The organism is Rhizobium sp. 01L410, from assembly GCF_056400165.1.
The window spans coordinates 309,105-333,613 of the sequence record NZ_JBFTST010000002.1; the positions used below are offsets into that span (position 1 = coordinate 309,105).

Annotated in this window: 20 protein-coding genes; 10 read left to right on the plus strand and 10 right to left on the minus strand. The window is 59.7% G+C overall.

Translation table 11 applies throughout. The features are described 5' to 3' along the window. Positions 1 to 40: 40 nt before the first annotated feature. The gene (locus tag AC1DV9_RS06070; RefSeq protein WP_477946715.1) at positions 41 to 994 is read left to right on the plus strand and encodes an alpha/beta hydrolase; all 954 of its coding nucleotides are present in this window, start codon (positions 41 to 43) and stop codon (positions 992 to 994) included. A 50-nt stretch (positions 995 to 1,044) separates the two neighbouring features. Next, entirely contained in the window at positions 1,045 to 1,656 is a 612-nt protein-coding gene (locus AC1DV9_RS06075) for a pyridoxamine 5'-phosphate oxidase family protein (protein WP_112539282.1), read from the plus strand. A 21-nt stretch (positions 1,657 to 1,677) separates the two neighbouring features. Here the strand turns inward: AC1DV9_RS06075 and AC1DV9_RS06080 are convergent, their stop codons facing one another. The 4 genes from AC1DV9_RS06080 to fumC all read right to left on the minus strand — a co-directional run bounded on the left by AC1DV9_RS06080 (position 1,678) and on the right by fumC (position 7,867). Then, positions 1,678 to 2,745 carry a GGDEF domain-containing protein gene (locus AC1DV9_RS06080; RefSeq protein ID WP_112387195.1) on the minus strand — a complete coding sequence of 356 codons (1,068 nt, stop codon included), beginning with the start codon at positions 2,743 to 2,745 and terminating at the stop codon, positions 1,678 to 1,680. A gap of 381 nt (positions 2,746 to 3,126) precedes the next feature. Next, positions 3,127 to 4,734 carry a fumarate hydratase gene (locus tag AC1DV9_RS06085; protein WP_112387196.1) on the minus strand — a complete coding sequence of 536 codons (1,608 nt, stop codon included), beginning with the start codon at positions 4,732 to 4,734 and terminating at the stop codon, positions 3,127 to 3,129. 149 nt (positions 4,735 to 4,883) lie between these two features. Next, the gene (locus AC1DV9_RS06090) at positions 4,884 to 5,981 is read right to left on the minus strand and encodes a porin (RefSeq protein ID WP_477946717.1); all 1,098 of its coding nucleotides are present in this window, start codon (positions 5,979 to 5,981) and stop codon (positions 4,884 to 4,886) included. A gap of 494 nt (positions 5,982 to 6,475) precedes the next feature. Further along, positions 6,476 to 7,867 carry a class II fumarate hydratase gene (gene fumC, locus AC1DV9_RS06095; protein WP_477946719.1) on the minus strand — a complete coding sequence of 464 codons (1,392 nt, stop codon included), beginning with the start codon at positions 7,865 to 7,867 and terminating at the stop codon, positions 6,476 to 6,478. A 392-nt stretch (positions 7,868 to 8,259) separates the two neighbouring features. Here fumC and AC1DV9_RS06100 point away from each other — a divergent pair, with 392 nt between their 5' ends. Then, the gene (locus tag AC1DV9_RS06100) at positions 8,260 to 10,134 is read left to right on the plus strand and encodes a L,D-transpeptidase family protein (RefSeq protein WP_477946720.1); all 1,875 of its coding nucleotides are present in this window, start codon (positions 8,260 to 8,262) and stop codon (positions 10,132 to 10,134) included. A 64-nt stretch (positions 10,135 to 10,198) separates the two neighbouring features. On the opposite strand, the gene AC1DV9_RS06105 is transcribed toward AC1DV9_RS06100, so the two are convergent. Beyond that, complete coding sequence (locus AC1DV9_RS06105) at positions 10,199 to 10,924, minus strand: HAD family hydrolase (protein ID WP_442207856.1); 726 nt, start codon at positions 10,922 to 10,924, stop codon at positions 10,199 to 10,201. 177 nt (positions 10,925 to 11,101) lie between these two features. Here AC1DV9_RS06105 and rpiA point away from each other — a divergent pair, with 177 nt between their 5' ends. The 3 genes from rpiA (at position 11,102) to gor (ending at position 13,962) form a co-directional block, all read left to right on the plus strand. Further along, the gene (gene rpiA, locus AC1DV9_RS06110; protein ID WP_112539278.1) at positions 11,102 to 11,800 is read left to right on the plus strand and encodes a ribose-5-phosphate isomerase RpiA; all 699 of its coding nucleotides are present in this window, start codon (positions 11,102 to 11,104) and stop codon (positions 11,798 to 11,800) included. 16 nt (positions 11,801 to 11,816) lie between these two features. Continuing rightward, on the plus strand, positions 11,817 to 12,458 hold the full coding sequence (locus AC1DV9_RS06115; protein WP_112539277.1) for a DUF2059 domain-containing protein: 642 nt from the start codon (positions 11,817 to 11,819) through the stop codon (positions 12,456 to 12,458). A gap of 118 nt (positions 12,459 to 12,576) precedes the next feature. After that, complete coding sequence (gene gor, locus AC1DV9_RS06120) at positions 12,577 to 13,962, plus strand: glutathione-disulfide reductase (RefSeq protein ID WP_477946721.1); 1,386 nt, start codon at positions 12,577 to 12,579, stop codon at positions 13,960 to 13,962. Positions 13,963 to 13,965: 3 nt separating this feature from the next. Here the strand turns inward: gor and AC1DV9_RS06125 are convergent, their stop codons facing one another. Further along, positions 13,966 to 15,255 carry a TadE/TadG family type IV pilus assembly protein gene (locus AC1DV9_RS06125; RefSeq protein WP_477946953.1) on the minus strand — a complete coding sequence of 430 codons (1,290 nt, stop codon included), beginning with the start codon at positions 15,253 to 15,255 and terminating at the stop codon, positions 13,966 to 13,968. Between the two features lie 315 nt (positions 15,256 to 15,570). Here AC1DV9_RS06125 and AC1DV9_RS06130 point away from each other — a divergent pair, with 315 nt between their 5' ends. Continuing rightward, complete coding sequence (locus AC1DV9_RS06130; RefSeq protein WP_112387204.1) at positions 15,571 to 16,944, plus strand: class II 3-deoxy-7-phosphoheptulonate synthase; 1,374 nt, start codon at positions 15,571 to 15,573, stop codon at positions 16,942 to 16,944. Positions 16,945 to 16,988: 44 nt separating this feature from the next. Here AC1DV9_RS06130 and AC1DV9_RS06135 read toward each other — a convergent pair whose 3' ends face one another. Together AC1DV9_RS06135 and AC1DV9_RS06140 are read right to left on the minus strand one after the other, a co-directional pair. Next, complete coding sequence (locus tag AC1DV9_RS06135) at positions 16,989 to 18,716, minus strand: pilus assembly protein TadG-related protein (RefSeq protein ID WP_477946722.1); 1,728 nt, start codon at positions 18,714 to 18,716, stop codon at positions 16,989 to 16,991. Then, on the minus strand, positions 18,717 to 19,139 hold the full coding sequence (locus AC1DV9_RS06140; RefSeq protein WP_112387206.1) for a TadE/TadG family type IV pilus assembly protein: 423 nt from the start codon (positions 19,137 to 19,139) through the stop codon (positions 18,717 to 18,719). It lies immediately after the preceding gene. Between the two features lie 300 nt (positions 19,140 to 19,439). Between AC1DV9_RS06140 and AC1DV9_RS06145 the strand changes: the two genes are divergently transcribed. Then, positions 19,440 to 19,835, plus strand: coding sequence for a GFA family protein (locus AC1DV9_RS06145; RefSeq protein WP_112539398.1), 396 nt, complete (start codon positions 19,440 to 19,442; stop codon positions 19,833 to 19,835). Here AC1DV9_RS06145 and AC1DV9_RS06150 read toward each other — a convergent pair. Together AC1DV9_RS06150 and AC1DV9_RS06155 are read right to left on the minus strand one after the other, a co-directional pair. After that, positions 19,832 to 20,365 carry a DUF1003 domain-containing protein gene (locus AC1DV9_RS06150; RefSeq protein ID WP_112387207.1) on the minus strand — a complete coding sequence of 178 codons (534 nt, stop codon included), beginning with the start codon at positions 20,363 to 20,365 and terminating at the stop codon, positions 19,832 to 19,834. The two genes, AC1DV9_RS06145 and AC1DV9_RS06150, sit on opposite strands and share 4 nt — an antisense overlap. Before the next feature lie 74 nt (positions 20,366 to 20,439). Beyond that, a complete protein-coding gene (locus tag AC1DV9_RS06155; protein WP_477946723.1) occupies positions 20,440 to 22,329 on the minus strand; it encodes an LTA synthase family protein in 1,890 nt (629 codons plus the stop codon). A gap of 242 nt (positions 22,330 to 22,571) precedes the next feature. On the opposite strand from AC1DV9_RS06155, the gene AC1DV9_RS06160 reads away from it, so the two are divergent. After that, positions 22,572 to 24,251 carry an NAD+ synthase gene (locus AC1DV9_RS06160; RefSeq protein ID WP_477946724.1) on the plus strand — a complete coding sequence of 560 codons (1,680 nt, stop codon included), beginning with the start codon at positions 22,572 to 22,574 and terminating at the stop codon, positions 24,249 to 24,251. A gap of 44 nt (positions 24,252 to 24,295) precedes the next feature. Continuing rightward, on the plus strand, positions 24,296 to 24,502 hold the full coding sequence (locus AC1DV9_RS06165) for a hypothetical protein (protein ID WP_112539272.1): 207 nt from the start codon (positions 24,296 to 24,298) through the stop codon (positions 24,500 to 24,502). Positions 24,503 to 24,509 lie beyond the last annotated feature (7 nt).

Sequence of the window (24,509 nt, forward strand, 5' to 3'; positions counted from 1 at the left end):
TACTTTATTGTTCAGTGTTGAACATTGTTGGATTCCCACTATGGCAAACTTTGCGCTTGCGGTCACTCGCTTCGGATTTCGCGCGCTGCAGGCTCTTTCGCCCGATCTGGCGGGCGAGGCGGCCTTCCGGTTGTTCTGCCGAACGCCCTCGCTGCGTCCGAAGGGAGCAAAGGCCAAGGCCGCACACGCCGCTGGATCCTTGTGGCTGAAAGATGCCGAGCGCATCGCGATCCGGCTTGCAAACGGCCGGCGTGCGGGAGCCTACAGGATCAATGGCGGCGCGCGCGGGCAGCGCAAGCGCTATCTCGTAACTCATGGCTGGGGATCGGGCATGGCCTATATGACCGATCTGATCGCAATGCTGGCCAAGGATGGTGCCGAGGTCATCGCGCTCGATTTCCCGGGACATGGTATCTCCGGCGGGCGCTCGCTGCATATGGGGTTGGCGGTGGAGACGATTGCAGCAGCCCAGGATCGTTTCGGCCGCTTCGATGCCGCCATCGGCCATTCCTTCGGCGGTGCAGCTTTGATGGTATCGGCGACCGGCATCCTGCCGCAGATCCACAAACTGGAAGCGGAGAAGATCGTCACCATCGGCTCGCCAAGCGAGATGGCCTGGCTGTTTCATGATTTCGGCCGGATGATCGGCCTTGGCAGGCAGGCGCAGGCAGCCCTGGAGCGCAAGGTTCAGCGCGTAACCGGGCGCAAGCTCGCTGATTTCGATGTCGGCACTTCGGCTGGCCGTCTCGCGGTGCCGGTTCTTGTCGTCCATGCCGAAGACGACAAGGAAGTAAGCGCCGATCATGCGCGGCGCTATGCGGCGTCGGGAGAGAATGTCAGGCTGTTCTGGGCCAACAGCTTCGGCCACCGCCGGATCATCGGCGCCGAACCTGTGCTGCAGGAGATCAAGTCGTTTCTTGATGCCGCTACCGGCAAGAGCGATGCCGAGATCGTTTCTCTTTTCGAGCTTCCGGCGAGGCGCGCGTCATTGTAGCGTCATCTTAGGCGGCTAATGAAAGCCGTGAACTAGGATGGCAGGCGATCATGAAAATCATCAGGACAGTGGAAGAGCTCGGCGAGATCTATGCAGGCGGGTTGACGCAGGCTTCGGTTGCCAAGGTCACCAAGGTGCTGACGCCGCTCTACCGGCAGATGATCGAGGCCTCGCCATTCGTGGCGCTGGCGACGGTTGGACCTGAGGGCCTCGACTGCTCACCGCGCGGCGACATCGGCGGCGTCGTCAGGATCGTCGACGAGAAGACCCTCCATCTTCCGGACTGGCGCGGCAACAATCGCGTCGATTCGCTTTCCAACATCGTTCGCGATCCGCGATTGGCGCTGATGTTTCTGGTGCCCGGATCGAACACGACGATGCGGATCAATGGCCGCGGCGTGGTCTCCGATGACGAGAGCCTGCTCGAAAGCTTCGAGATGGACGGCAGGCATCCGCGCACTGTCGTGGTGATCACTGTCGATGAAGTCTATTTCCAGTGCGCCAGGGCGCTGATGCGCTCGCAGATCTGGAACCCGGAAACCTTCGCCGATCCGGCAAGCCTGCCGACACCGGGCATGATGTTGAAGGCGGCAGCAGGCGATTTCGACTACGAAACCTATGATCGCGAATGGGCGGGACGCGCTGCGAAGACGATGTGGTAGCGCGTCACCGGATGGTGATGGTCAGGCCTTGTAGATCAGCCAGCTCTTGGTGAAGTCCTTCTGCATGCCATCCTCATAGAGGACGCTGCAGTTGCGGCCGGCGTGCTTGGCGCCGTAGAGGGCGATATCGGTCTTGTAATAGAGCTCTCCCGCGTCGTCGGCATGGGATGCCATGCAGACACCCATGGAAACCGTGACCGGGCCATAGTTGATCCGGGTGCGGGAGTTCTTGAACGGTGTCGCTTCGAGGGTGCGGCGGATCCGCTCGGCCATGCCCATGACCTCTTCCTGCGTGTTGCCGTCGATGATCAGGGCAAATTCTTCGCCGCCCGTGCGTGCCACGAAGATATCGCGGCGGACATTGGCTCGGATGACCGAGGCAACAGTGGCCAGGATCTTGTCGCCGACCGGGTGGCCGTAGGTGTCGTTGATCTTCTTGAAGTTGTCGATATCGGCCAGCACCAGAGCGGTCACAGGCTTCAGGGCGACGTTGTCGAAGACAGCGGCGAGCCGGTCGTCGAAGGCGCGGCGGTTGGACAGGCGGGTCAGCGAGTCGGTGTTGGCGATGCGCTTGTACTCGTCGAGTTCCTTGCGGACCTCATCCATTTCCTGCGAGCGCTGAGCGACATTCTCGACGGTACGTTCGCCGTGGGCCATGGTGTCGCCGGTTGCCTGGGTCAGTAGGGTGATGGCGTTTTCGAGGAGATCGACACTGGTGGTGTTCTTGGTGTTGATACGGCGGTAGGTTTCGCCGAGCAGCTTGTTGTAGCTCTCGAGAGAGGTCTGCTCCTGGCGCAGCACTCTGAGCAATCCCTCAAGTTCGGCGGCAATGCGGGAATGGACATCGTCGAAGACGCGGGCGGGAGAGTGGGTGAAGTATTGCGAGCCGAGCTCGTCGAGTTCTTCCTGCGTCGCCTGTCCGCCGAGTGCCGCGAGATCGCGCGTCAGGGCCGGATTGGAACCGATATAGGCTTCGTAGAAGAGTTCGTAATTGCGCGGGATTGGCGCGACGCCCATAGAACGCATGGCAAAAGTGATCTGGCCTGCGACATCCGGGATCTGCGCTTTCTGCGCTGCAGCCGTATTCATCCGGCATACTCCTCAAGGAATTAGAAAAGCAATCTTCTATTGGTTAGCTTAAATTCGTTGGGAAACAATTAAGACGATATATACCAACGATTACATGTGATTATTCTGGTTGTATATTCCAGAAATACTATAGCATTGAAAAAACTCAGGAATCTGAGGGATGCTCACACCTGAGGCTGTCTTCCGGCTGTGGCCGGTTGAAAGTTTCCCGGAAAATCTCTGAAAAAATTTGCATAAGCGTGTTCTTATTTCATTGACGGTGACGGCGACGGCGTCCGTCTTTTGTGAACGCGGCTTTGCCCTGCCGTCAGAGAGATATCAAGATCATTGCTTCCGAAGCTATTTTGAACGCTCCGGAAGCTAATGCGTGTAGTCCCGGCATCAGCCGAGATTGAGTTCCTGGAAGAAGTCGTTGCCCTTGTCGTCGATGACGATGAAAGCGGGGAAGTCTTCGACCTCGATCTTCCAGACGGCTTCCATGCCGAGTTCGGGATATTCGAGAACCTCGACCTTCTTGATGCAGTCCTGTGCCAGACGGGCGGCCGGGCCACCGATCGAGCCGAGATAGAATCCCTGATGCTTCTTGCAGGCTTCGCGCACGGCGCGCGAGCGGTTGCCCTTGGCGAGCATCACCATCGAACCGCCGAAGGACTGGAACTGGTCGACATAGCTGTCCATGCGGCCCGCAGTCGTCGGACCGAAGGAGCCGGAGGCATAGCCTGCCGGGGTCTTGGCCGGACCGGCGTAATAGACCGGGTGGTTCTTCATATAGTCAGGCATGCCTTCGCCATTTTCCAGGCGCTCGCGGATTTTCGCATGCGCAAGGTCGCGGGCGACAATAATGGTGCCAGTCAGCGACAGGCGGGTCTTGACCGGATGCTTGGAAAGCTCGGCGAGAATGCCAGCCATCGGCTGGTTGAGGTCGATGCGGACCATCGATTCCGACAGCTTCGTCTCGTCGATCTCCGGCATGTATTTCGAGGGGTCGGTCTCGAGCTGTTCGACGAAGATACCGTCGCGAGTAATCTTGCCCTTGGCCTGACGGTCGGCGGAACAGGAAACACCGAGGCCGATCGGCAGCGAGGCGCCGTGGCGGGGCAGGCGGATGACGCGGACGTCATGACAGAAATACTTGCCGCCGAACTGGGCGCCGACGCCCATCTGCTGGGTCAGCTTGTGGATTTCCTTTTCCATCTCGATATCGCGGAAGGCGTGACCGCTTTCCGAGCCCTCGGTCGGCAGGTCGTCGAGATAGCGCGTCGAGGCGAGCTTGACCGTCTTCAGGTTCATCTCGGCGGAAGTGCCGCCGATAACGATCGCCAGATGGTAGGGGGGACAGGCTGCCGTACCCAGCGTGAGGATCTTCTCCTTGAGGAAGTCGATCATGCGGTCATGCGTCAGCAGCGATGGCGTGCCCTGGTAGAGGAAGGTCTTGTTGGCGGAGCCGCCGCCCTTGGCGACGAAGAGGAAGTCGTAGCTGTCAGTGCCTTCTTCATAAATATCGATCTGGGCCGGCAGGTTGTTCTTGGTGTTCTTTTCCTCGAACATCTTGATGGGCGCCAGCTGCGAATAGCGCAGGTTCTTCTTTTCATAGGCGTCAAGCACGCCCCTGGAGAGCGCCGCGGTATCGCCGCCTTCAGTCCAGACGCGGCGGCCCTTCTTGCCCATGATGATGGCGGTGCCGGTATCCTGGCACATCGGCAACACGCCGCCGGCGGCGATATTGGCATTCTTCAGCAGATCATAGGCAACGAAACGGTCGTTGTCGGTGGCCTCGGGATCATCGAGGATCGAGGCGAGCTGCTTCAGATGGCCGGGGCGGAGCAGGTGGTTGATGTCGGCAAAGGCGGTCTCGGCCAGCAGCCGGATGCCCTCTGGCTCGACCGCCAGGATCTCCTGACCCTTGAAGCTGTCGACCGAGACGTAGTCGCTGCTGATCTTGCGGTATTGCGTCGTGTCTTTGCCGAGCGGGAAGAGATCGTCAGCCATTGGAAACCTTTCGAATGGGCTAGTTTGGAAGCGATCTAAATCCGGGCGCGGCGAAATGCAATGCGCTGGAGAAGGGTCTTGGTTCCGCCGCGGCAAAAAGCCCGCCCGGCAGAGCCGGACGGGCCTCGATCCGAAGGAGTCAGATCAGATTAGAATGCACGCTGCAGGCGGAAGAAGCCCGTAACGCCGGTGTAGCTTGCGCCAACCGTAGAGGTGTCAGAGTCGTGATCGACGTAGGTGACTGCGAGCTTCGCTGCCAGGTTCTGAACGACCTGATAGTCGAGCGTTACGCCTGCGCGCCACTCGCTACCACCGTCAAATTCCTGCTCGCCAGCCAGGCCGGTGACATCGACATTGCCGGTGTACTGGAAGCCAGGGGTGATCGTGAACTTGTCGGTCGCCTTGATGGCGTACTGGGCTGCAACAGTCCATTCGCCCTTGGTGAAGTAGGCGCTAGGACCATCAGCCCAGATCGCTGCGATGCCGAGCGTGCCGGGGCCGATGTCGGCACCGATCTTGCCGCGAACGGCGAAGTTGTCAGCATCGACGTCGTAGCCAGCGAGAACTTCGTATGTGAAGCTGCCGGCCTTGCCGCCGATTGCAGCGTCGATACCGAGGTCGTTGCCGCCAGTTTCCCAAGCGAAGCCGTTACCGCCGAGTTCTTCGAGCGCGACGCCAGCGTAGAAGCCGTTGGCTTCATACTGGTAACGGGCCGTGTTGAAGCTCGTGGTGCCAGAGTTGGTGATGTCGAATTCGCCCGAGAAGTCGTTATCCCACCAGTTGACGAACTTACCGACGCGCAGGCCAGCGATGTCGATGTAGGCGGTGTCGAGAACGGTTGCGTTCTGAGCGCCGCTTGGGCTCAGAGCGCCGTCCTTGATTGACGGGCCACGATAGTTGGCCTGGTAAACGATAACACCAGTGAGCGGGCCGTATTCGGTATCGCTCTTGGCAGTGAACTGAACCTGACCGCGGGTACGGACGTTCCAGTCTTCGCCGCCCTTGCCGGTGGCCGGATTGTCGGTGCCGTCGCCAAACGCGAAGTTGACGTCGAAACGGATGTAGCCGTTGATCTTCAGGCAGCTTTCGGTACCCGGGATGTAGAAGTAGCCGGTGCCGTAAGCGTCGCAGACGCGAACGTATTCGACGGCTTCCGGTTCTGCAGCGACGATGGCGTCTGCGGCGTGAGCGCCGGAAACTGCTGCGAGAGCTGCAGCGGAGCCAAGGAGAAGGCTCTTGATGTTCATGGATAACCTCCAATTCAAAGTTTCGATTGGGCTGGGATTTTTTGCCAACGGCATTCCCTTTCCCGGCCCTTGTTTTTGAGAAGAAGGTGGCATGCCCCCAACTTCGAGGCGGTGGGTACAGGGCGAACGAAACGTCAAAATTACAAGTTTGTCACAACGGGTGGTAAAGTATCGATGTTGCGTATTTGTCACGCGTATGTATATATAAACGCCAACGTACAGTAATATACTGAACTATAGGTAATATATTACATGATTATAATGAATCCTGATGTTGAGTTTATATTTTATAATATATTGTAATTACATTTCGATATTCGAATCTTAATCTTATTTTTCGAAGTCGTGGCGTTTTTATACGTCCGTCATGGAGCGGCGCTAGAGGTTCGCCCCGGGCAAACCCAAGGCCCGTTTATGCCGGGAAAAAACGGCGAAAGGCTCGCGAAGTGACCTCCGCGAGCCTTTCTTGTTCAACAGGCGTTGCTTGATCAGCCTTATTTCGGTCCGATCATCTGCTCCGGCCGGACGACCGAATCATACTGTTCCGACGTTACCAGCCCGCTGGCGAGTGCTTCTTCCTTCAAGGTCGTGCCGTTCTTGTGGGCCGTCTTGGCGATCTTGGCGGCGTTGTCGTAGCCGATCGTCGGGGCAAGAGCGGTGACCAGCATCAGTGATCGCTCGAGGCCTGCCTTGATGTTGTCCTCCCGGGCTTCGATGCCGACGACGCAATTGTCGGTAAAGGAGATCGCGGCATCGCCAAGGAGCTGAACCGATTGCAGGAAGTTATAGGCCATCATCGGATTGTAGACGTTGAGTTCGAAATGGCCCTGGCTGCCGGCGAAGGTGAGGGCGGCATTGTTGCCGAAGACCTGGGCGCAGACCTGGGTCAGCGCTTCGCACTGGGTCGGGTTGACCTTGCCTGGCATGATTGACGAGCCGGGTTCGTTTTCCGGCAGTGCCAGCTCACCGAGACCGGCGCGCGGGCCGGAGCCGAGGAGGCGGATGTCGTTGGCAATCTTGAAGAGGGCTGCAGCTGCGGCATTGATGGCGCCATGGCTGAAGACCATGCTGTCATGCGATGCCAGCGCCTCGAACTTGTTGGGCGCCGTTACGAATGGCATATCGGTGATCTTGGCGATCTCATCGGCAACGGCCTCTGCAAATCCGACCGGCGCATTGAGGCCGGTGCCCACGGCCGTGCCGCCTTGTGCGAGCTCGCAGAGGCCGGGAAGCGTCATCTCGATCCGCTTTATCGCCGAACCCACCTGTGCAGCATAGCCCGAAAATTCCTGTCCCAGCGTCAGCGGCGTGGCGTCCTGCGTATGCGTGCGGCCGATCTTGATGATGTGATTGAACTCGACCACCTTCATGTCGAGCGCGGCGTGCAGATGCTTGAGGGCGGGCAGCAGGTGATGAGCGAGCTGTTCGGCGCAGGCGATATGCATCGCTGTCGGATAGGTGTCGTTCGACGACTGACTCATATTGACGTGATCGTTCGGATGAACAGGCTTCTTCGAGCCCATCACGCCGCCCAGCATTTCGATGGCGCGGTTGGAGATCACTTCGTTAGCATTCATGTTCGACTGCGTGCCGGAGCCCGTCTGCCAGACGACCAGCGGGAAGTGGTCGTTGAGCTTGCCGTCGATGACCTCCTGCGCCGCCACTGAAATCGCCTTGCCGATCTCAGGGTCGAGCTGGCCGAGTTCGACGTTGACGCGCGCGGCCGCCTGCTTCACGATACCGAGTGCGCGGACGATCGACAGCGGCTGCTTTTCCCAGCCGATTTTGAAGTTGCCGAGCGAGCGCTGGGCCTGTGCGCCCCAATAGCGGTCGCTGGTGACTTCGATCGGGCCAAAGGTGTCTGTTTCGGTACGGGTCGTGCTCATCGCAGTGCCTTCCTCTGCTGTCGTCAGGATGGCGTCTTATAGGCCCGGAGCGCCGCCAAGAAAACCGTCTCGCGGCTTAAAATATGAGAGTGATTTTCATGTTTTAGGCCCGGTTGGCGTGGTATTTGGGACACGGCCGGAATTTTATGCGGAACAGCTGAAAAACGGGCTTTGGCGGCGGCGCGAAATTGGGTAAAAAATTAACCAATAATTTCATAATTTTGTGTGAACTGCGGAGCGCCGCCGCGAAGGATCACGTCACGCAAAGTTGAGTCGTCCGGCGCTGGCGGCGCAGGCTGGATTCTGCCAATGGAGCAGTGAGCCAGGCGGTAGAAATCTCGAATGGGCTCGGGCCCACGCCAAGACAGCATGACACTGGGACTGGAAAAAGCATGACATCGTTTTTCAAGGGTGCGGTTTCCGCACTGGCACTTTCCTGCGGCTTTGCGGCACTTGCTGCGCCCGCGCATGCCTATACGCTGATGGACATGATCCGCGGTGACCGGCCGCGCACCCAGAGCACCATCATCGATCCTTCCAATCCCGCGCAGATGCCGGCCATGCAGGCCCCCGTCGACGCGCCGCTGCCGAAGGTGACGTCGCCGACCTATTATACGTATAAGCCGGACCCGATGCGTCTGGTGAACACGGCGAAGTTTGCAGACCCGGTGGTAACCGGTGCCGTCGTTGATGCGTCGGCAACGTCGGGCGACCAGTCTGGCGTTCAGCGCCGCTATCTCGCCGATGCCAAGGTTCGCGCCGACGGCAATGTCGCGAAGTCGCTCGAAAGCTATTACGGCGACACCAAGAACCCGCTCGTCTGGGTCAGCGGCACGGAAGTGAACGATCGCGCCAAGGCCGCCATGAGCTTCCTGGCAAGCGCCGGTTCCGTCGGTCTCGATCCGGCAGACTACGCGGTCGATCTTCCGGCTGCCGATGCCGCCAATCCTGACTCGACCGTTAGCGATCACGCGCTGACGCAGTTCGAACTTGAGCTGTCGTCGAAGGTTCTGGCCTATGTTCAGGACACGGTGCGCGGTCGTATCGATCCGAACAAGCTGTCTGGCTATCACGATTTCAAGCGCAAGGTCGTCAATCTCGATCCGGTACTGAAGCTCGCGCGCATGAGCCCGGATGTCGGCTCTTATCTCGCGAGCCGCAGCCCGGATGGGCGTGAATTCGATATCCTGAAGAAGGAGCTTGCCAAGCTGAAGGCCGAAGGCGGCGACCAGGAGCAGATCACCATCTCGCTCAACGGCCTGCTGCGTCCGGGCGACAGCTCGCCGGAGATCGCCAATATCGTCAAGGCGGTCGGCAAACATGGTTCGGAAACACTGAAGACCCAGCATGCCGCGATGCTCGCTGCCTATACCGGCGGTTCCGACTATTCGCCCGAGGTGGTGTCACTGGTCGAGGACTTCCAGAAAGAGCATGGCCTGAAGCCTGATGGCGTCATCGGTCAGGCGACCGTCCGCGTCATGACCGGCGGCGACAGCAACACGGCGAAGATCAACAAGCTCGTCGTTGCCATGGAGCAGGCCCGCTGGCTGCCGGAAGATCTCGGCTCGCGTTACGTGATGATCAACCAGCCTGCCTTCATGGTCTACTACCACAACGACAACAAGGAACAGTTGTCGATGCGTGTGGTCGTCGGCCAGCCGACGCATCAGACCAATTTCTTCGAAGATGAGATCCAAACCGTCGAGTTCAATCCGTTCTGGGGCGTGCCGCAGTCGATCATCATCAACGAGATGCTGCCGAAGCTGCGCGCCGATCCGAACTATCTCGACCGCATGGGCTATGAGGTGGCCGTCAACGGCCGTGCTGTTCCGTCTTCGAGTGTCGACTGGTACGGTTCGACCGCCAACGTTTCGGTGCGCCAGCCACCGAGCGGTGACAATGCGCTCGGCGAACTGAAAATCCTGTTCCCGAACTCGCATGCGATCTACATGCACGACACGCCGCAGCGCAGCTTCTTCAAGCGTGATATGCGCGCGTTGAGCCATGGCTGCGTGCGCCTTGCCGATCCGCGGGCGATGGCGGCTGCCGTGCTGAACACGACGGTCGACGATGTCGCCAAGCAGATCGCCAGTGGCCAGAACAAGGCTGTTTCGGTGCCGCAGCGGATCCCGATCTATATCGCCTACTTCACGGCCTGGCCGAACAAGGACGGCAATGTTGAATATTTCAACGACGTCTATGATCGCGATACCTACACGATGAAGGCCTTCGACATCACCAGCAAGGCGCGCGGCGCTCAGATTTGAGCGTTTTAATAGTCATGAAAAAGGCGGCCGGTGGCCGCCTTTTTTGTTTGCCATGCTGGCGGGCTCAGGCGGTCTGTACGGCCTTGTTGCCTGCCGCATAATCGCGGATCAGCGCGTTGGCGAAATCGGGCGTCAGTTCATCGAAATGCTGGATGATACGGGTGGGTTCCAGGCTCGCGATCGGCACGTCGGAATAGCCGAATGGGACGCCGATAGAGGCGACCGAGGCGTTCTTGGCGACGGCGATATCGTTAAAACTGTCACCGACCATGATGCTCCGCTCAGGCGTACCGCCGGCCTTTTCGATCGTACCGAGGAGATGACGGGCATCGGGCTTGCGTACCGGAAAGGTGTCTCCGCCGGTGATCGCGTCGAAATAGCCGGTGAGGCCAAGCTTTTCCAGCAGCGTGCGTGCCAGCGATTCCAGTTTGTTGGTGCAGACGGCCAACTTGAAGCCGTTGGCCTTCAGATTGTCCATGGCGGCGACAAGGCCGGGATAAGGCTTCGTGTGGCCGGGCATGGTCTCCGTATAATGCGCGATGAAGCGCTCCAGCAGCAATGGGGCCTCGCTTTCGGTCAGCGGGTGACCGCGCAGCTTGCAGGCGCGCTCGATCATCACCTTGGCGCCGTGACCGACGAGATGGGTCAGGTTGTCATAACTGACGGGCTCGAGGCCGATCGAGCCGATCGAGTGATTGAGGCTCTCAATGAGATCGGCATGGGTATCGAGAAGCGTGCCATCGAGATCGAGTACGACAAGGGCAGGGGTCAAGGTCTGTTGCCTCTTCATGAAAACGGGTCGGTCCGGAGTAGGCGAAGGGCGGTGAAAAAGCAACGTCAAGACTAGCCTGTTTCGGGCCCGCCGCGATGCTTTTGCTTTTCAGTTTGCTTCGGTTATTTTGGCTTTCGTTTGGCATGCGAGCCGTGTTAACAGCACATCCAACGAAACAATCGGAGTAAGCGGCGCATGGATGCCCGCGAGATGAAGATCAAGGCTGCCGCGGTTGCGCTGACCCATGTGAAAAGCGGTATGCGCCTCGGTATCGGCACGGGGAGCACGGCTGAAGAGTTCGTGCGGCTGCTGGCGGAAAAGGTCGCAGGCGGCTTCAAGATCGAAGGCGTTCCGACATCCGAACGCACGGCGCGGCTTTGCGTCGAACTCGGCGTACCCCTGAAATCGCTCGATGAATTGCCGGAACTCGATCTGACCATCGATGGCGCCGACGAGGTGGATGGCGCCCTGCGTCTGATAAAGGGTGGCGGCGGTGCGCTGCTGCGTGAAAAGATCGTCGCCGCAGCATCCGGACGGATGATCGTCATTGCCGACGAAAGCAAGCTGGTGGAGACGCTCGGCCAGTTTCCGCTGCCGATCGAAGTCAATCCGTTCGGTCTGGTTTCGACCCGGATTACGATCGAGAAGGTCGCCGCGAAGCTTGGCCTCAGCGGCAGTCTTGCGATCCGCCGATCGGGTGACGGAGATTTTACCACGGATGGCGGCCACCACATTATCGATGCATCATTTGGCCGCATTCCTGATGCAGAGGCGCTTTCGAGCGAGCTGAATTCAATACCCGGTGTCGTTGAACACGGGCTTTTTCTCAATATGGCGGCACTTGCGATCATTGCTGGTCCATCCGGTGCCCGCACGCTGCAAGCGAACAGATAACAGGAGCATTGAACTCATGAAGACATTTGCAGGTCTTGGCCGCATCGCCGCTGCGACCGTAATTCTCTCCAGCTTCGCTTTCGGTACTGCCGTCAAGGCTCAGGAAGTCACGGAAGAGCAGCTGAAGGCAGCACGCGCGGCAATCGCTGCGATCGGCGCCACCGCTCAGTTCGACAACATCCTGCCGGGTTTGGCAGAGCGCCTCAAGGCCGGCCTGATCCAGGATTCGCCGAACTATGAAGACCAGATTTCGCAGACGGTCGATGCGACCGCTCTCGCCCTGGCGCCGCGCCGCGCTGACCTCGAAAAGGAAGCTGCGACCAACTATGCCAAGGCTTTCACCGTTGAAGAGCTGAAGGCGATCGCCGATTTCTACGGGTCCGACGTCGGCAAGAAGCTGCTCAAGGACGGCCCGATCGCTTCGCGCGAGACCAACCGTGCGGCCGATATCTGGGCTCAGGGTATCGCCCGCGACCTGCAGAAGAATGCCAGCGACGAACTTGGCAAGATCATCAAGGTCGAGCCGGTTCAGCTCGACACGCCGGCAGCACCGGCCGATGCTTCCGGCGCTCCGGCTCAGGCGCCCGCCAAGGCTCCGGCAAAGGCACCTGCCAAGGCTCCGGCTGCTCCGGCCCTCAACCTGCAGACCCCGCAATAAGCGGTTTCACGATTACCATGACGAAAGCCCGGCTCGCGCCGGGCTTTTGTTTTCGTGGCCACCGATACTATATGCTTTGTCAGCCTTCCCTCCCGATTCCCAACCGGAGCATTTCCTCATGTCTGCATATGATTACGACCTCTTCGTCATTGGTGGCGGTTCGGGAGGCGTAAGAAGCGCGCGCGTGGCGGCTTCGCTCGGCAAGAAGGTGGCGATCGCGGAGGAGTATCGTTACGGCGGCACCTGCGTTATCCGCGGCTGCGTGCCGAAGAAGCTGTTTGTCTATGCTTCGCAGTATCATGAGCATTTCGAGGATGCGGCTGGCTTCGGCTGGACCGTTGGTGAAACCAGCTTCGACTGGAAGAAGCTGATCGCGGCCAAGGATGCCGAGATCTCACGGCTGGAAGGGCTCTACAAGAAGGGACTTTCCACTGCCAACGCGGAAATTCTGGAAACCCGCGCCGAGCTTGTCGACAATCACACAATCAGGCTCGTCAACACCGGCAAAACGGTGACGGCCAAGACGATCGTGATCGCTACAGGCGGCAAGCCGAATGCGCATGCAGCGCTTCCCGGCCACGAGCTCTGCATCTCGTCCAACGAAGCCTTCGATCTTGAAGAGCTGCCGAAATCGATCGTTATTGCCGGCGGCGGCTATATTGCCGTCGAGTTCGCCAATGTCTTCCATGGCCTCGGTGTCGAGACGACGCTGATCTATCGCGGCGCCGAGATCCTCTCGCGCTTCGACCATGATCTGCGCCGCGGCCTGCACGAGGCGATGACGGCCAAGGGCATTCGCATTCTTTGCCACGATCTGATCGAGAAGGTCTCCAAGGGCAGTGAAGGTCTCGTGGTCGAGACCAAGAACAACGGCACGCTGAACGCCGGTGTCGTCATGCTGGCGCTTGGCCGCGATCCGAATACCGATGGCCTCGGGCTTCAGGCCGCGGGCGTGAAGACCAACGAGCGGGGCGCCATCGTCGTCGACGATTACTCGCGCACCAGCGTCGATAACATCTATGCGCTCGGCGATGTCACCGACAAGGTACAGCTGACGCCGGTCGCCATCCACGAAGCGATGTGCTTCATCGAAACCGAGTACAAGAACAACCCGACCAAACCGGATCACGATCTGATCGCCACGGCGGTGTTCTCGCAGCCGGAGATCGGCACTGTCGGTTTGACGGAAGAAGCGGCTGCGAAGAAATACCGCGAGATCGAGGTCTATCGCGCCCAGTTCCGGCCGTTGAAGGCGACGCTGTCAGGCCGTGGCGAGAAGATGCTGATGAAGCTGATCGTCGATGCCGCCAGCCGCAAGGTCGTGGGCGCGCATATCCTGGGGCATGACGCAGGCGAGATGGCGCAGATACTGGGCATCACACTGAAGGCCGGCTGCACCAAGGACGATTTCGATCGCACGATGGCTGTTCATCCGACCGCCGCCGAAGAACTCGTCACCATGTATGCGCCGAGCTATCGCATCGTCGACGGCCAGAAGGTCTGATCGTCAGCTGGTGATGCGCGGCATGCGGATGACCTTGAGGAACAGGGCATTCATCGCCTGAGCGATACCGTCGGTCGGCGTTACCTCGAAGTAGAGGCCGGGTGTCGCGCATTCGGCCATCTTCGTGGAAATCTGGCTCTGGAACGGCTTGATCCAGCTGTTGTACCAGCTGTTGTTGGGCAGCGGCAGGTAGGTGGTGTAGAGTACGGCGATCTTGACACCCTTGTCCTTCAGCGGCTTGCAGAAGGATGTGTCGATCGGCTCCTGGCAGCGTCCGCCTGTCGTCGCCTTGGTGCAGGTTGACGGCTTGTTGCTGTCGCCGACACCATCCGAGACGAAGAACAGGATTTTCTGAGGCTGGGTCTGGCTGTTGCCGTCACCCTGGTTGCCGATGATCGTCTTCATCTGTGTCAGGGCGTTGTCGAAGCTGGTCTGCTGGTCGTTGTTGTATCCCTGAAAAGGGATCGACATCAGATCGACGGCATTCGTGTAGTTCGCCACCTTGTCGAGATCGGTGATCGGGTCGGAAATCGTCGTCAAGTTGGCATCCTGCGCGCGTTTGCCGAAGGTATAGACCCCCATGGCGAACTGGTTGTCGGTGACGCGCTGGACTTTCGCTGTCTGCGTCAGCTGCTGCGTCGCCTGGCGCACGACGTCGATGCGCAGGGTGACGTTGTTCTTCTTGGCCAGATTGTAATAGCTGTTCGGGTCTTCGACGCCGGCGTCAGAAACGACGTGGCAGGCGAAGGCACAGGTATCCGACGTCTTCTTTTCCATTGTCGCGACATCGGTCGGCGTCGCGCCGACACCCATCGACGGCGTGTTGTCGAGCAGGATGTAGAAATTCATGAAAGCGGCGGTCTGGAAGACGGCATTTGCCGTGCCGTCGATCTGGATGCTGTTCCGGCCGAAGATCTGCATGAAGGTCGTCGGAATGCTGGCGCTGAACGACACCTGGGAATTCAGCTGATTGGCGACCTTGTTGACCTGGACGTCGAGGCTGACGTCGCTTGCCTTCAGTTCTCCCTGCATCTGGGCAAGAAAGATGCTGCGCGCATCCGCCAGGCCGGTCGAAAGCGGGCCATCGCCACTCGTCATCGCCTGTGTGACCGCACTGGACTGCTGCGAGATGGAGCCGACAGCTGCGGCGTCTGCCGCAGCATAAAGCTGTGTCCGCAGACTCATCGCATGGCCGAAATCGATCGCCATGCCGGCCGAGCCGATCAGCGGCACGGCGAGCAGGGCAGTCAGCAAACCGAAGTTGCCGGAACGGTCGGCGAGCAAACGGCGCATGGTCATCGGCGTCGAAATCCCTGTCTCAGCCGCTCGCCTGCATTTTCAGGAAAGGCACCAGTGCGGCCCATTAATATTGAAGGGTGTTGTAACAGCGAAAGCTAAATCGTCAGCAAAACGACGTGGTATAGTTTGTCTTAATGGCGGGGATTGAAGTGCGGGCGCAGCGTTCCTTTATATGCAGGAAAAACGTCGCCTTTTGCCCTTGAAAGTGTCCGAAACGCCGCTAGGCAAGCCGGGCCTAAAGGTTTATAAGCCGCCGTTATTCTTCAAGGACGATGCCCGGCGTTATCCGGTGTAGCAAAGGTGAGTAAGATGGCACAGACTTGGACCCCGAACAGTTGGCGGCAAAAACCGATCCAGCAGGTTCCGGAATATCCGGACCAGGCCGCTCTGGCGGCAACGGAAGCCACGCTTGCCACTTATCCGCCGCTGGTTTTTGCCGGTGAAGCACGCCGCCTCAAGAAGCAGCTCGCCAGCGTTGCCAATGGCGACGCATTCCTGCTTCAGGGTGGCGACTGCGCCGAAAGCTTCGCCGAACATGGCGCTGACAATATCCGCGACTTCTTCCGCGCCTTCCTGCAGATGGCCGTGGTTCTGACCTATGGCGCGCAGCTTCCTGTCGTCAAGGTTGGCCGCATCGCCGGTCAGTTCGCTAAGCCGCGTTCGTCGAACATCGAAACGATGAACGGCGTGTCGCTGCCGAGCTACCGCGGCGATGTCATCAACGGTATCGAATTCACGGAAGAAGCCCGCATTCCGAACCCGGAGCGCCAGCTCGATGCGTACCGTCAGTCGGCGGCAACGCTGAACCTCTTGCGCGCCTTTGCGATGGGGGGCTATGCCAACCTCGAAAACGTTCACAAGTGGATGCTCGGCTTCATCAAGGACAGCCCGCAGGCGGATCGCTACCGCAAGCTGGCTGACCGTATCTCCGAAACCATGGACTTCATGAAGGCGATCGGTATCACTGCCGAGAACCAGCCGAGCCTGCGCGAGACGGATTTCTTCACCAGCCACGAAGCTCTGCTTCTCGGCTACGAGGAAGCGCTGACCCGCGTCGATTCGACTTCGGGCGACTGGTATGCGACGTCGGGCCATATGCTCTGGATCGGCGACCGCACACGTCAGCTCGACCATGCGCATGTTGAATATTTCCGCGGCATCAAGAACCCGATCGGTCTGAAGTGCGGCCCGTCGCTGACGCCCGACAACCTGATCGAGCTGATCGATGCGCTGAACCCGGCCAACGAAGCCGGCCGCCTGACGCTGATCTGCCGTTTCGGTCACGACAAGGTTGCCGACAGCCTGCCGAAGCTGATCCGCGCCGTCGAGAAGGAAGGCAAGAAGGTCGTCTGGTCCTGCGATCCGATGCATGGCAACACGATCACGCTCAACCACTACAAGACGCGTCCGTTCGAACGGATCCTGTCGGAGGTCGAGAGCTTCTTCCAGATCCATCGCGCCGAAGGCACGCATCCGGGCGGCATCCATATCGAGATGACCGGCAAGGACGTGACGGAATGCACCGGTGGCGCCCGCGCAGTGACGGCGGACTCGCTGTCCGACCGCTACCACACGCATTGCGACCCGCGTCTCAATGCCGACCAGGCCCTCGAGCTTGCCTTCCTGCTTGCCGAGCGCATGAAGGGCGGCCGCGACGAGAAGCGTCTGGCCGTCAGCGCCTAAGTGCAAATGACTGAATTGGAAAAGCCCCGCACTGCGGGGCTTTTTTATTGGACGAGGACCGATTGCTGGCAGCGCGCATCGGTGACGCGGATATCGGCTTCGCCTATCTTGATACCGAGCATCATCAGCGTGTTGTAAAGCAGCTCGTCGAGCGGCTTTGTCAACCCCGTCAGGGTCTGCGCCACGGCCGCGGTCACCGCTTTGGGTGTGCCGAGCGTCAAGGTCAGCAGCTGCACCTCGATATCGGTGTTGCCGAGCAGGCTCTGAACCGTTGAGGTCAGGCTATCCTTCGTCGAAATGTTCTTGACCGTCTTTGCCGCGATGTCGGCTGGCTGGAAGGTCAGCTTGCTCTTGTCGAGGTTGGTGACATTGACGTCGGCCATGGCGCTTGCTTTCAGAAGTCCGAAGACATCGAGAAGCGTGGCGCGATTGACGCGTGGCTTGCTGCCGAAATTCGCGAATGCCGTCGTATCGACATCGGCGAGCGCGATCTCGGCAACACCCGGCACGGCTTCGACGCCGACGCTAGTATTCTTGGCGCCGCCGCCAAGGCAGGTGATATTGGAAAGCCTGGCTTCCGCATAGGCCACCTCGACATAGAGCGGCACGCGGAGTTTCAGGCCGCCGAGCAAGCCGAGACCCGGCACGCTGGTTTCGATCGCCAGACGGATTTGCGGCGTGCGGACGGCGGAACCTGCAGAGCCCACAGCTGTCGCCGCATAGCCGACCGGCCGCTCGCCGACGGCGACGCTGAGCTTGACGTTCAGCAGACCGGGAACGGTGCTGTTGACGTTGGCCGCTACCTGCTTCTTCTGGTTGGCGGCCAGCGCGGTCGCCGAGATCAGCTCCATCGCGGTGGCATCGACCTGCAGGTGCGAACCGCTGCCGATGGCGCGTTCGCCGGTGGAGCCGAGATTGAGGATATCTTCAAGCTTTACTTTGAGCTGAGTGGAGCCGAGACCCTTCTCCAGCGCCGTGATCGTCTTGTTGACCGCAGCAGGGAGACCGGGCGTCTTGCCGAGCGTGTTCAACAGACGCGGATAGGAGACATCGGTCGCCAGCAATTCGTCATAGGTGGCGGCGTTGGCGTTGAGATTGGTCGCCAGGAGATCGAGATAGGAGAGCAGGTTGATGTCGGTCGAAGCAAGGCCTTCGTAATCGACCGCTTTCAGCGAGACAGTGGTGCCGAGGAGGGCGCTGAGCAGGGCGTTCAGCACGCCATCGTTGACGCTTGCCAGACGCGAGCCGACGGAAAAGGCTGCGACTTTTGCGGCCGAGGCGGTACCGGTAGCACTCAGTGTCGGGGCACTGGCGAAGATATTGGCGAAGGCCAATTCACCCTTCTGCGATACTGCAACTTTTACGGCATCGTAGGGCTGCTTTCCGGAAACGAAGCGCTGGCCGGGGGCGACGGTCTCGTCGGCGAGATAGGCGCCCAGCGAATAGCTGACGACAGCCTGGAATTGTGACGTATCCGCGTCCTTCGGGAGCGATCCCTTGCCGGTCAGGTAACCGTTCTCGGTAAGCACCGCCACGTTGATCCCGTTCTCTGTGAAATTGGCAAGAATTTGGTCGGCGGCCCGGTTGATGTCCGACGCAGCGGCGATGGCGCCTATGTCGCTCATCTGCTGCAGCCGGCGCTGCTGCAGCGTCAGCATGCCGTAGTCGACCCCGAGGCCAAGGGAGTAGATGATGAGGGGCGCGCAGAGAGCGGCACTGATGGCAATGTTGCCGCGCTTGTCACGGCAAAGCCTGAAGGCATTCAATGTCATTCAGATGCCTCCCATCCGGATCGTCGCGAAGCGCTTGATGGTATGGTCCGGAAGCGGAAAAGTGTATAAATTCCATATAGGTAGATTGGCGGAATCATATTCCGTCGTCACCGTGAACTGGTTGACGTTGCCGGGATCCGTGGTCACCGTAACGTGGATCTTGTCCTTCTGCAGCAAAGGATGATTGATCGTCGAGGCGGTGATGAAATTGTCGACCAGCGTTTCGCGCTCCTTGGCGGAAATGCCGGCGACAGCCGTCCGGGCGGCGTCGGCGGTGATCTGTTGGACGGAATGGGCCGCGGTCAGGTAGATCGCGTAGGCGATCAGCGTCAACATCACGAGCAGGAACAGCGGAGCGATGATCGCAAATTCAATCGCGGCGGCTCCTTTGTCGTTCGAACGGAAACGGCGAAACACTGTCATACTGCGCCTCATGCGAGCTTCGTAAGCTGCGTTCTGTATAGGCCTGAAACTATTAATTTTGGATTAGCTAATAAAAGTAATGCGTGTGTTCTAGCGCGGCAAGATGACCTATTTCGGGAAAGCCCTCCGGGCACTTCATGCAACTCCCGATGGCTTTCGGCCTGAGAGGGCCTGTCTCGACCAGTGCGGGGCGGTCTTTCAAACCATCAAAAACACTGAGCTTTTCCATCAACAGATTGGATTTGACCCCTTCGCCGTCTGCCGTCAGTTTCCGCAGGAGTTCAAATGGAGACGGCGGCAATGAGCGGAGACTATGCTGGAGGATGCGCCTGTGGCGCCGTGCGGTTTCGGGGCACTGGCAAGCCGGGGCCCGTCGTTGCCTGCCATTGCTCGCAGTGCCGGCGGCAGACGGGGCTGTATTTTACCTCAACCGACGTCCCGCTTGAAGGGCTCGTCATTGACGGCCGGGAGGCTTTGCACTGGTATCAGTCGAGCGATGCGGCAGAGCGCGGTTTCTGCCGCAATTGCGGATCGGGGCTGTTCTGGCAGCGCACCGGCGCTGACACGGTCTCGATCCTTGCCGGTGCCTTCGATCAGCCGAGCGGGTTGTCCATCGGCTACCATATCTACTGCGCCGACAAGGCCGATTTCTACGAGATCAACGACGGCCTGCCGCAATATCCCGAAAGCGCCTAGATGCGTTTGGCGTCGAGCGCGGCACTGAGCCTCGCGACATCTTCGCGCAAAGATGTCAGTTCGGTCAGCACGCGCATGTCGATCTTCTGGTGCAGCGCCAGCACTTCCAGTTCGGCCTTCAGGTTCACCTCGTAATCCTTGGCTGCCTCCAGACGGTCACGCTCGGCCTGGCGGTTCTGCGACATCATGATGATCGGTGCCTGGATGGCGGCGAGCATCGAGAGGATGAGATTGAGGAAGACGAAGGGGTAGGGGTCGAAGGCGCCCGTCGCCAGGATGATGGTGTTGATGACAGTCCAGATCACCAGGAAGGCCAGAAAGGTCAGGATGAAGGACCAGGAGCCGCCGACGCGGGCGATGCCATCGGCAATGCGCTGGCCGAAGGACGACTCGGCGGAAAGGACGGCGTTGACGTTGGTGGAGATGATCTTCCGTTCATGCGCCTTCTGCAGCACGCGCTTCTCGATGTCGCCGAGTTCGTCGGCACTCTTGCCGAAATGCGTGTGGATGAAATTGGGGAGGTTATACATGCGAGGCTCCGATGCTGTATCGCGTCGGAGCCAGTATTCCCGCTGATGGCCTGAATGCAATGCGAATTAGTGTCTTAGCTGCCCGGTTTGGTGACCATCACATGCTGCGGGAAGAAGCGGTCGAGCGTCTGCGCCTTACCGAACATGACGTCGTGCTGCAGGTAGCGGTAATCGCGCACCAAGGGATCGAGCTTCTTCGGATCGAGCACCCAGTCCGGCGTCACCTCGTTCTTGCGGGTTGCCAGCTGGTAGCGGTCGATGATGTCGTATTTCTTCTGCACCCGGCCGAGGAAGCCGGTGTAATAGGGATGCTCGAAGCCGGCGAACTTCAGGAGATTGTAGGAGATCAGCGACGGGCTGATGGTGCCGACATCCTGCTTGACGCCCTTCTTGTTCGACCAGATCACCAGCGGCGTCTCGTGCTGCTGCTTCATCACGTCGAGCGGCGCCTTGCGGGTGGCGACCTGGTCCGGCATGTAGCCGGCGCTCATATAGACATTGCCGAGCGGCGGCAGGTGGTCACCCCAGAGAACGATTATCGTCTCGCGGTCGCGATGCGAGGCCCAGTCCATCAGCATCTTCAGGCTGTCGTCGGCTTCCTTGACACCCTGCGTATAGGTCGCGAGCGTTGCGCGGTCGGCTTCCGGAATGTCGCCCTGGATGTCGATCGAGTTGTGGGCGTAGCGGTTGGCCTCGTAGGGGCCATGTCCCTGCAGCGTGACAGCGAAGAAGAAGAACGGCTTATCCAGTCCGTCGCCCTCGCGCATGATTTCTTTCATCAGCGAGTCGTCGGAGGCAAAGATGCCGCGTTTTTCCATCGGCGGCAGGGTTTCCTCGGTGCGGAACTCCTCGAAACCGAAATCCTTGTAGACCTCGTTGCGGTTCCAGAACCAGCCGCTGAAAGGATGGAGCGCGCGCGCCGTGTAGCCTTCGCCGCGGAAGAAGGTCGCAAGCGAGGGCACGTCGCGGCGGATATATTGCTGATAGGGAATGCTGCCATAGGGCAGGAAGGCATTGGAGAAGCCTGTCAGTGCCTCGAACTCGACATTGGCGGTCATGCCGCCAAATTCGGGCGAAAACACATAGCCGGACTGCGAGGCGCGGATAACAGGCATCGGGTCGGCGCTGAAATTCAGCTTCTTCAGCCGCGTCGGATCCCAGAAGGATTCGCTCATCAGCATGATGACATCGGGCTTTTCGCGCGGGCCGGCGAGATAGCCGTAATTGCGGGCCGGGATCGCGTCGAGCGCCTCGGCATTGAGGCCGGCAGGGGCTGCCACATCGGCCATCGGTACGTTGAAGATGAAGGCCAGGATGAAGCCGTTGCTGCGGTAATTTTCCTTCTGGTCCCACATCATCGGCACGACCTGCAGGCGGTCGCGGATGTAGGAATATTGCGAATAATCCATCAGCGAACCGAAGGCGGCGATCACCGGTAGGCCGAGGCAGAGGCGGCGAAGACGCGCCTGGTTCGACAGCTTCGGAAAGGTGCGCCAGGCATAGCGCCAGCCGAACACCATGCCGGCGGCCAGCAGCACCAGGCCGACGACGATGGCGATGGCCGTGAACGGCCGGTCACGCACCATCACCGGCAGCAATTCCATGATCTGGCGGCCGAAGAGGATGTCCGAGGGATAGAAGGGATCGGACAGGTAATGCTGTTTCTGATTGGAGACGAAAGCCGGGATCAAGACAAGCGGAACGAGGATCAGCGCCGAGAGATAGCGGCGGCCGAAGGCGGCATCGAGCGTCAGCATCAGGATGGTCAGCATGACGACGGTGGTCATGCCGGGGCGGGCCGTCGAGGTCAGGAAATCGCCGACATCGGCAAGCGTGCTGCGGGCGATCCATTCGACGGCGATGACACTGAGCAGCGCCATCGAAAAGGTGAATGCGATGCTGAGGGCGGCTCGGGCGGCGGGAGAGCGGACATTCGCGCCGAGACCAGCAGAAAGCAGCGCCATTCTTCTGGCCTGCGCGGACTTCATGACCAACGCGATCAAGGGCGGACTCCAATGTCATTCCCGCCGTCATCCCGGCGTCATAAAACCTTCACCGAACTGTCACATGCCCGCCATGAACGCTAGATGAACCATTAATGTTTCCTTGCTTTTCCCGAAGATTTGAATTTTCGTCTGAGCAGACCCGGCGGCTTTTCATGGCAGGACACGTTGCGGGGCGAACGCGCGCGCGCTAAATAGATGACATGACACAGGAAAACGCTCCCTTGAACACGCTCCGGATTGCCGTCGGCCAGCTCAACCCAACGGTCGGCGATGTTGCTGGAAATCTTGCCAAAGCCCGCGAGGCACGCGCCGATGCGGCCCGTCAGGGCGCGGATCTGCTGCTTTTGACCGAGCTTTTCATTTCCGGCTATCCGCCCGAGGATCTGGTGCTGAAACCGGCATTCCTGAAGGCTTGCCTCAAGGCCATCGAGGATCTCGCTGCCGATACCGCGGATGGCGGACCGGGGCTGATCGTCGGCTTCCCGCGGCAGGGCGAGACAGGGCGGCACAATTCCGTCGCGGTGCTCGATGGCGGCAAGATCCTGGTGTTCCGGGACAAGATCGATCTGCCGAATTACGGCGAGTTCGATGAGAAGCGCGTCTTTGCCGAAGGCTCGATGCCGGGGCCGGTGAATTTCCGTGGCGTCAGGATCGGCGTGCCTATTTGCGAGGAGATCTGGAACGATCTCGGCGTCTGCGAGACGCTGGCCGAAAGCGGCGCCGAAATCCTGCTGGTGCCGAACGGCTCGCCCTATTATCGCGGCAAGGTGGATGTGCGCCATCAGGTGGCGCTGCGACAGGTGATTGAAACAGGCCTGCCGCTGATCTTCGCCAACCAGCTTGGCGGCCAGGACGAACTGGTCTTCGACGGCGCGAGCTTTGCCTTCAACGGCGACAAGTCGCTTGCCTTCCAGATGAGCCAGTTCGAACCGGCGCTTGCCGTGACCACCTGGAAGCGCGGCGACAACGGCTGGCGTTGCAGCGAAGGGCCGATGTCGCATATTCCGGAGAAAGAGGAGGCGGATTACCGCGCCTGCCTGCTCGGCTTCCGCGACTACGTCAACAAGAACGGCTTCAAGAATGTCGTGCTTGGCCTCTCCGGCGGCATCGACTCGGCGATCTGCGCGGCGATTGCCGTCGATGCGCTGGGCGAGGAGCGGGTGCGCACCGTCATGCTGCCCTATCGCTACACGTCCGAGGATTCGCTGAAGGATGCCGCCGAATGCGCCAAGGCGCTCGGCTGCCGCTATGATATCGTGCCGATCGAGGCGCCGGTGACCGGCTTTACCTCGGCGCTCTCGGACCTCTTCGAAGGCACCGATAGCGGCATCACCGAAGAAAACCTGCAGAGCCGCGCCCGCGGCACGATCCTGATGGCGATCTCCAACAAGTTCGGCTCGATGGTCGTCACGACGGGCAACAAGTCGGAAATGTCGGTCGGCTATGCGACGCTTTACGGCGACATGAACGGCGGCTTCAATCCGATCAAGGACCTCTACAAGATGCAGGTCTATGCGATCTCGCGCTGGCGCAATGCGCATGTGCCGCCGGATGCGCTCGGACCGTCAGGCGTGGTGATCCCGCAAAACATCATCGACAAGGCGCCCTCTGCCGAACTGCGGCCTGATCAGACCGACCAGGATTCGCTGCCACCTTATCCGGTTCTCGACGACATTCTCGAATGCCTCGTCGAAAAGGAAATGGGTGTCGACGAGATTGTCGCGCGCGGCCACGATGTCGCGACCGTGCACCGGATCGAGCATCTGCTCTATCTCGCCGAGTACAAGCGCCGCCAATCGGCGCCCGGCGTGAAGATCACCAAGAAGAATTTCGGCCGCGACCGCCGCTATCCAATCACCAACCGTTTTAGGGATCGGTAGGGGTATCATCAATTGCTGTTTGTCTAGATTGAGAGGTGACGAGCATGGCATTGCGCACAATTGCCTTGGATGAGCTCGATGGTTTTCAATTGGACGAAGCAAACCGGCTTTATTGGCGGGGCGAGACGGTTGTTCTTGAGCGCCGGTTGAAGCTCGAAACATATCAGATTGTTCTCGCTACATTGGCTACGGTCGGCGCCGTCGCATCTGGAATTCATCCTTTCCTGGTGAGTTGGCATCTTCTGAACTGAGGATTTC

What these genes read in the sequence shown, in the direction of transcription:
- AC1DV9_RS06070 (WP_477946715.1), top strand. Translation starts at nt 41, where the DNA reads ATGGCAAACTTTGCGCTTGCGGTCACTCGCTTCGGATTTCGCGCGCTG.
- AC1DV9_RS06075 (WP_112539282.1), top strand. Translation starts at nt 1,045, where the DNA reads ATGAAAATCATCAGGACAGTGGAAGAGCTCGGCGAGATCTATGCAGGC.
- AC1DV9_RS06080 (WP_112387195.1), bottom strand. Translation starts at nt 2,745, where the DNA reads ATGAATACGGCTGCAGCGCAGAAAGCGCAGATCCCGGATGTCGCAGGC.
- AC1DV9_RS06085 (WP_112387196.1), bottom strand. Translation starts at nt 4,734, where the DNA reads ATGGCTGACGATCTCTTCCCGCTCGGCAAAGACACGACGCAATACCGC.
- AC1DV9_RS06090 (WP_477946717.1), bottom strand. Translation starts at nt 5,981, where the DNA reads ATGAACATCAAGAGCCTTCTCCTTGGCTCCGCTGCAGCTCTCGCAGCA.
- fumC (WP_477946719.1), bottom strand. Translation starts at nt 7,867, where the DNA reads ATGAGCACGACCCGTACCGAAACAGACACCTTTGGCCCGATCGAAGTC.
- AC1DV9_RS06100 (WP_477946720.1), top strand. Translation starts at nt 8,260, where the DNA reads ATGACATCGTTTTTCAAGGGTGCGGTTTCCGCACTGGCACTTTCCTGC.
- AC1DV9_RS06105 (WP_442207856.1), bottom strand. Translation starts at nt 10,924, where the DNA reads ATGAAGAGGCAACAGACCTTGACCCCTGCCCTTGTCGTACTCGATCTC.
- rpiA (WP_112539278.1), top strand. Translation starts at nt 11,102, where the DNA reads ATGGATGCCCGCGAGATGAAGATCAAGGCTGCCGCGGTTGCGCTGACC.
- AC1DV9_RS06115 (WP_112539277.1), top strand. Translation starts at nt 11,817, where the DNA reads ATGAAGACATTTGCAGGTCTTGGCCGCATCGCCGCTGCGACCGTAATT.
- gor (WP_477946721.1), top strand. Translation starts at nt 12,577, where the DNA reads ATGTCTGCATATGATTACGACCTCTTCGTCATTGGTGGCGGTTCGGGA.
- AC1DV9_RS06125 (WP_477946953.1), bottom strand. Translation starts at nt 15,255, where the DNA reads ATGCGCCGTTTGCTCGCCGACCGTTCCGGCAACTTCGGTTTGCTGACT.
- AC1DV9_RS06130 (WP_112387204.1), top strand. Translation starts at nt 15,571, where the DNA reads ATGGCACAGACTTGGACCCCGAACAGTTGGCGGCAAAAACCGATCCAG.
- AC1DV9_RS06135 (WP_477946722.1), bottom strand. Translation starts at nt 18,716, where the DNA reads ATGACATTGAATGCCTTCAGGCTTTGCCGTGACAAGCGCGGCAACATT.
- AC1DV9_RS06140 (WP_112387206.1), bottom strand. Translation starts at nt 19,139, where the DNA reads ATGACAGTGTTTCGCCGTTTCCGTTCGAACGACAAAGGAGCCGCCGCG.
- AC1DV9_RS06145 (WP_112539398.1), top strand. Translation starts at nt 19,440, where the DNA reads ATGAGCGGAGACTATGCTGGAGGATGCGCCTGTGGCGCCGTGCGGTTT.
- AC1DV9_RS06150 (WP_112387207.1), bottom strand. Translation starts at nt 20,365, where the DNA reads ATGTATAACCTCCCCAATTTCATCCACACGCATTTCGGCAAGAGTGCC.
- AC1DV9_RS06155 (WP_477946723.1), bottom strand. Translation starts at nt 22,329, where the DNA reads ATGGCGCTGCTTTCTGCTGGTCTCGGCGCGAATGTCCGCTCTCCCGCC.
- AC1DV9_RS06160 (WP_477946724.1), top strand. Translation starts at nt 22,572, where the DNA reads ATGACACAGGAAAACGCTCCCTTGAACACGCTCCGGATTGCCGTCGGC.
- AC1DV9_RS06165 (WP_112539272.1), top strand. Translation starts at nt 24,296, where the DNA reads ATGGCATTGCGCACAATTGCCTTGGATGAGCTCGATGGTTTTCAATTG.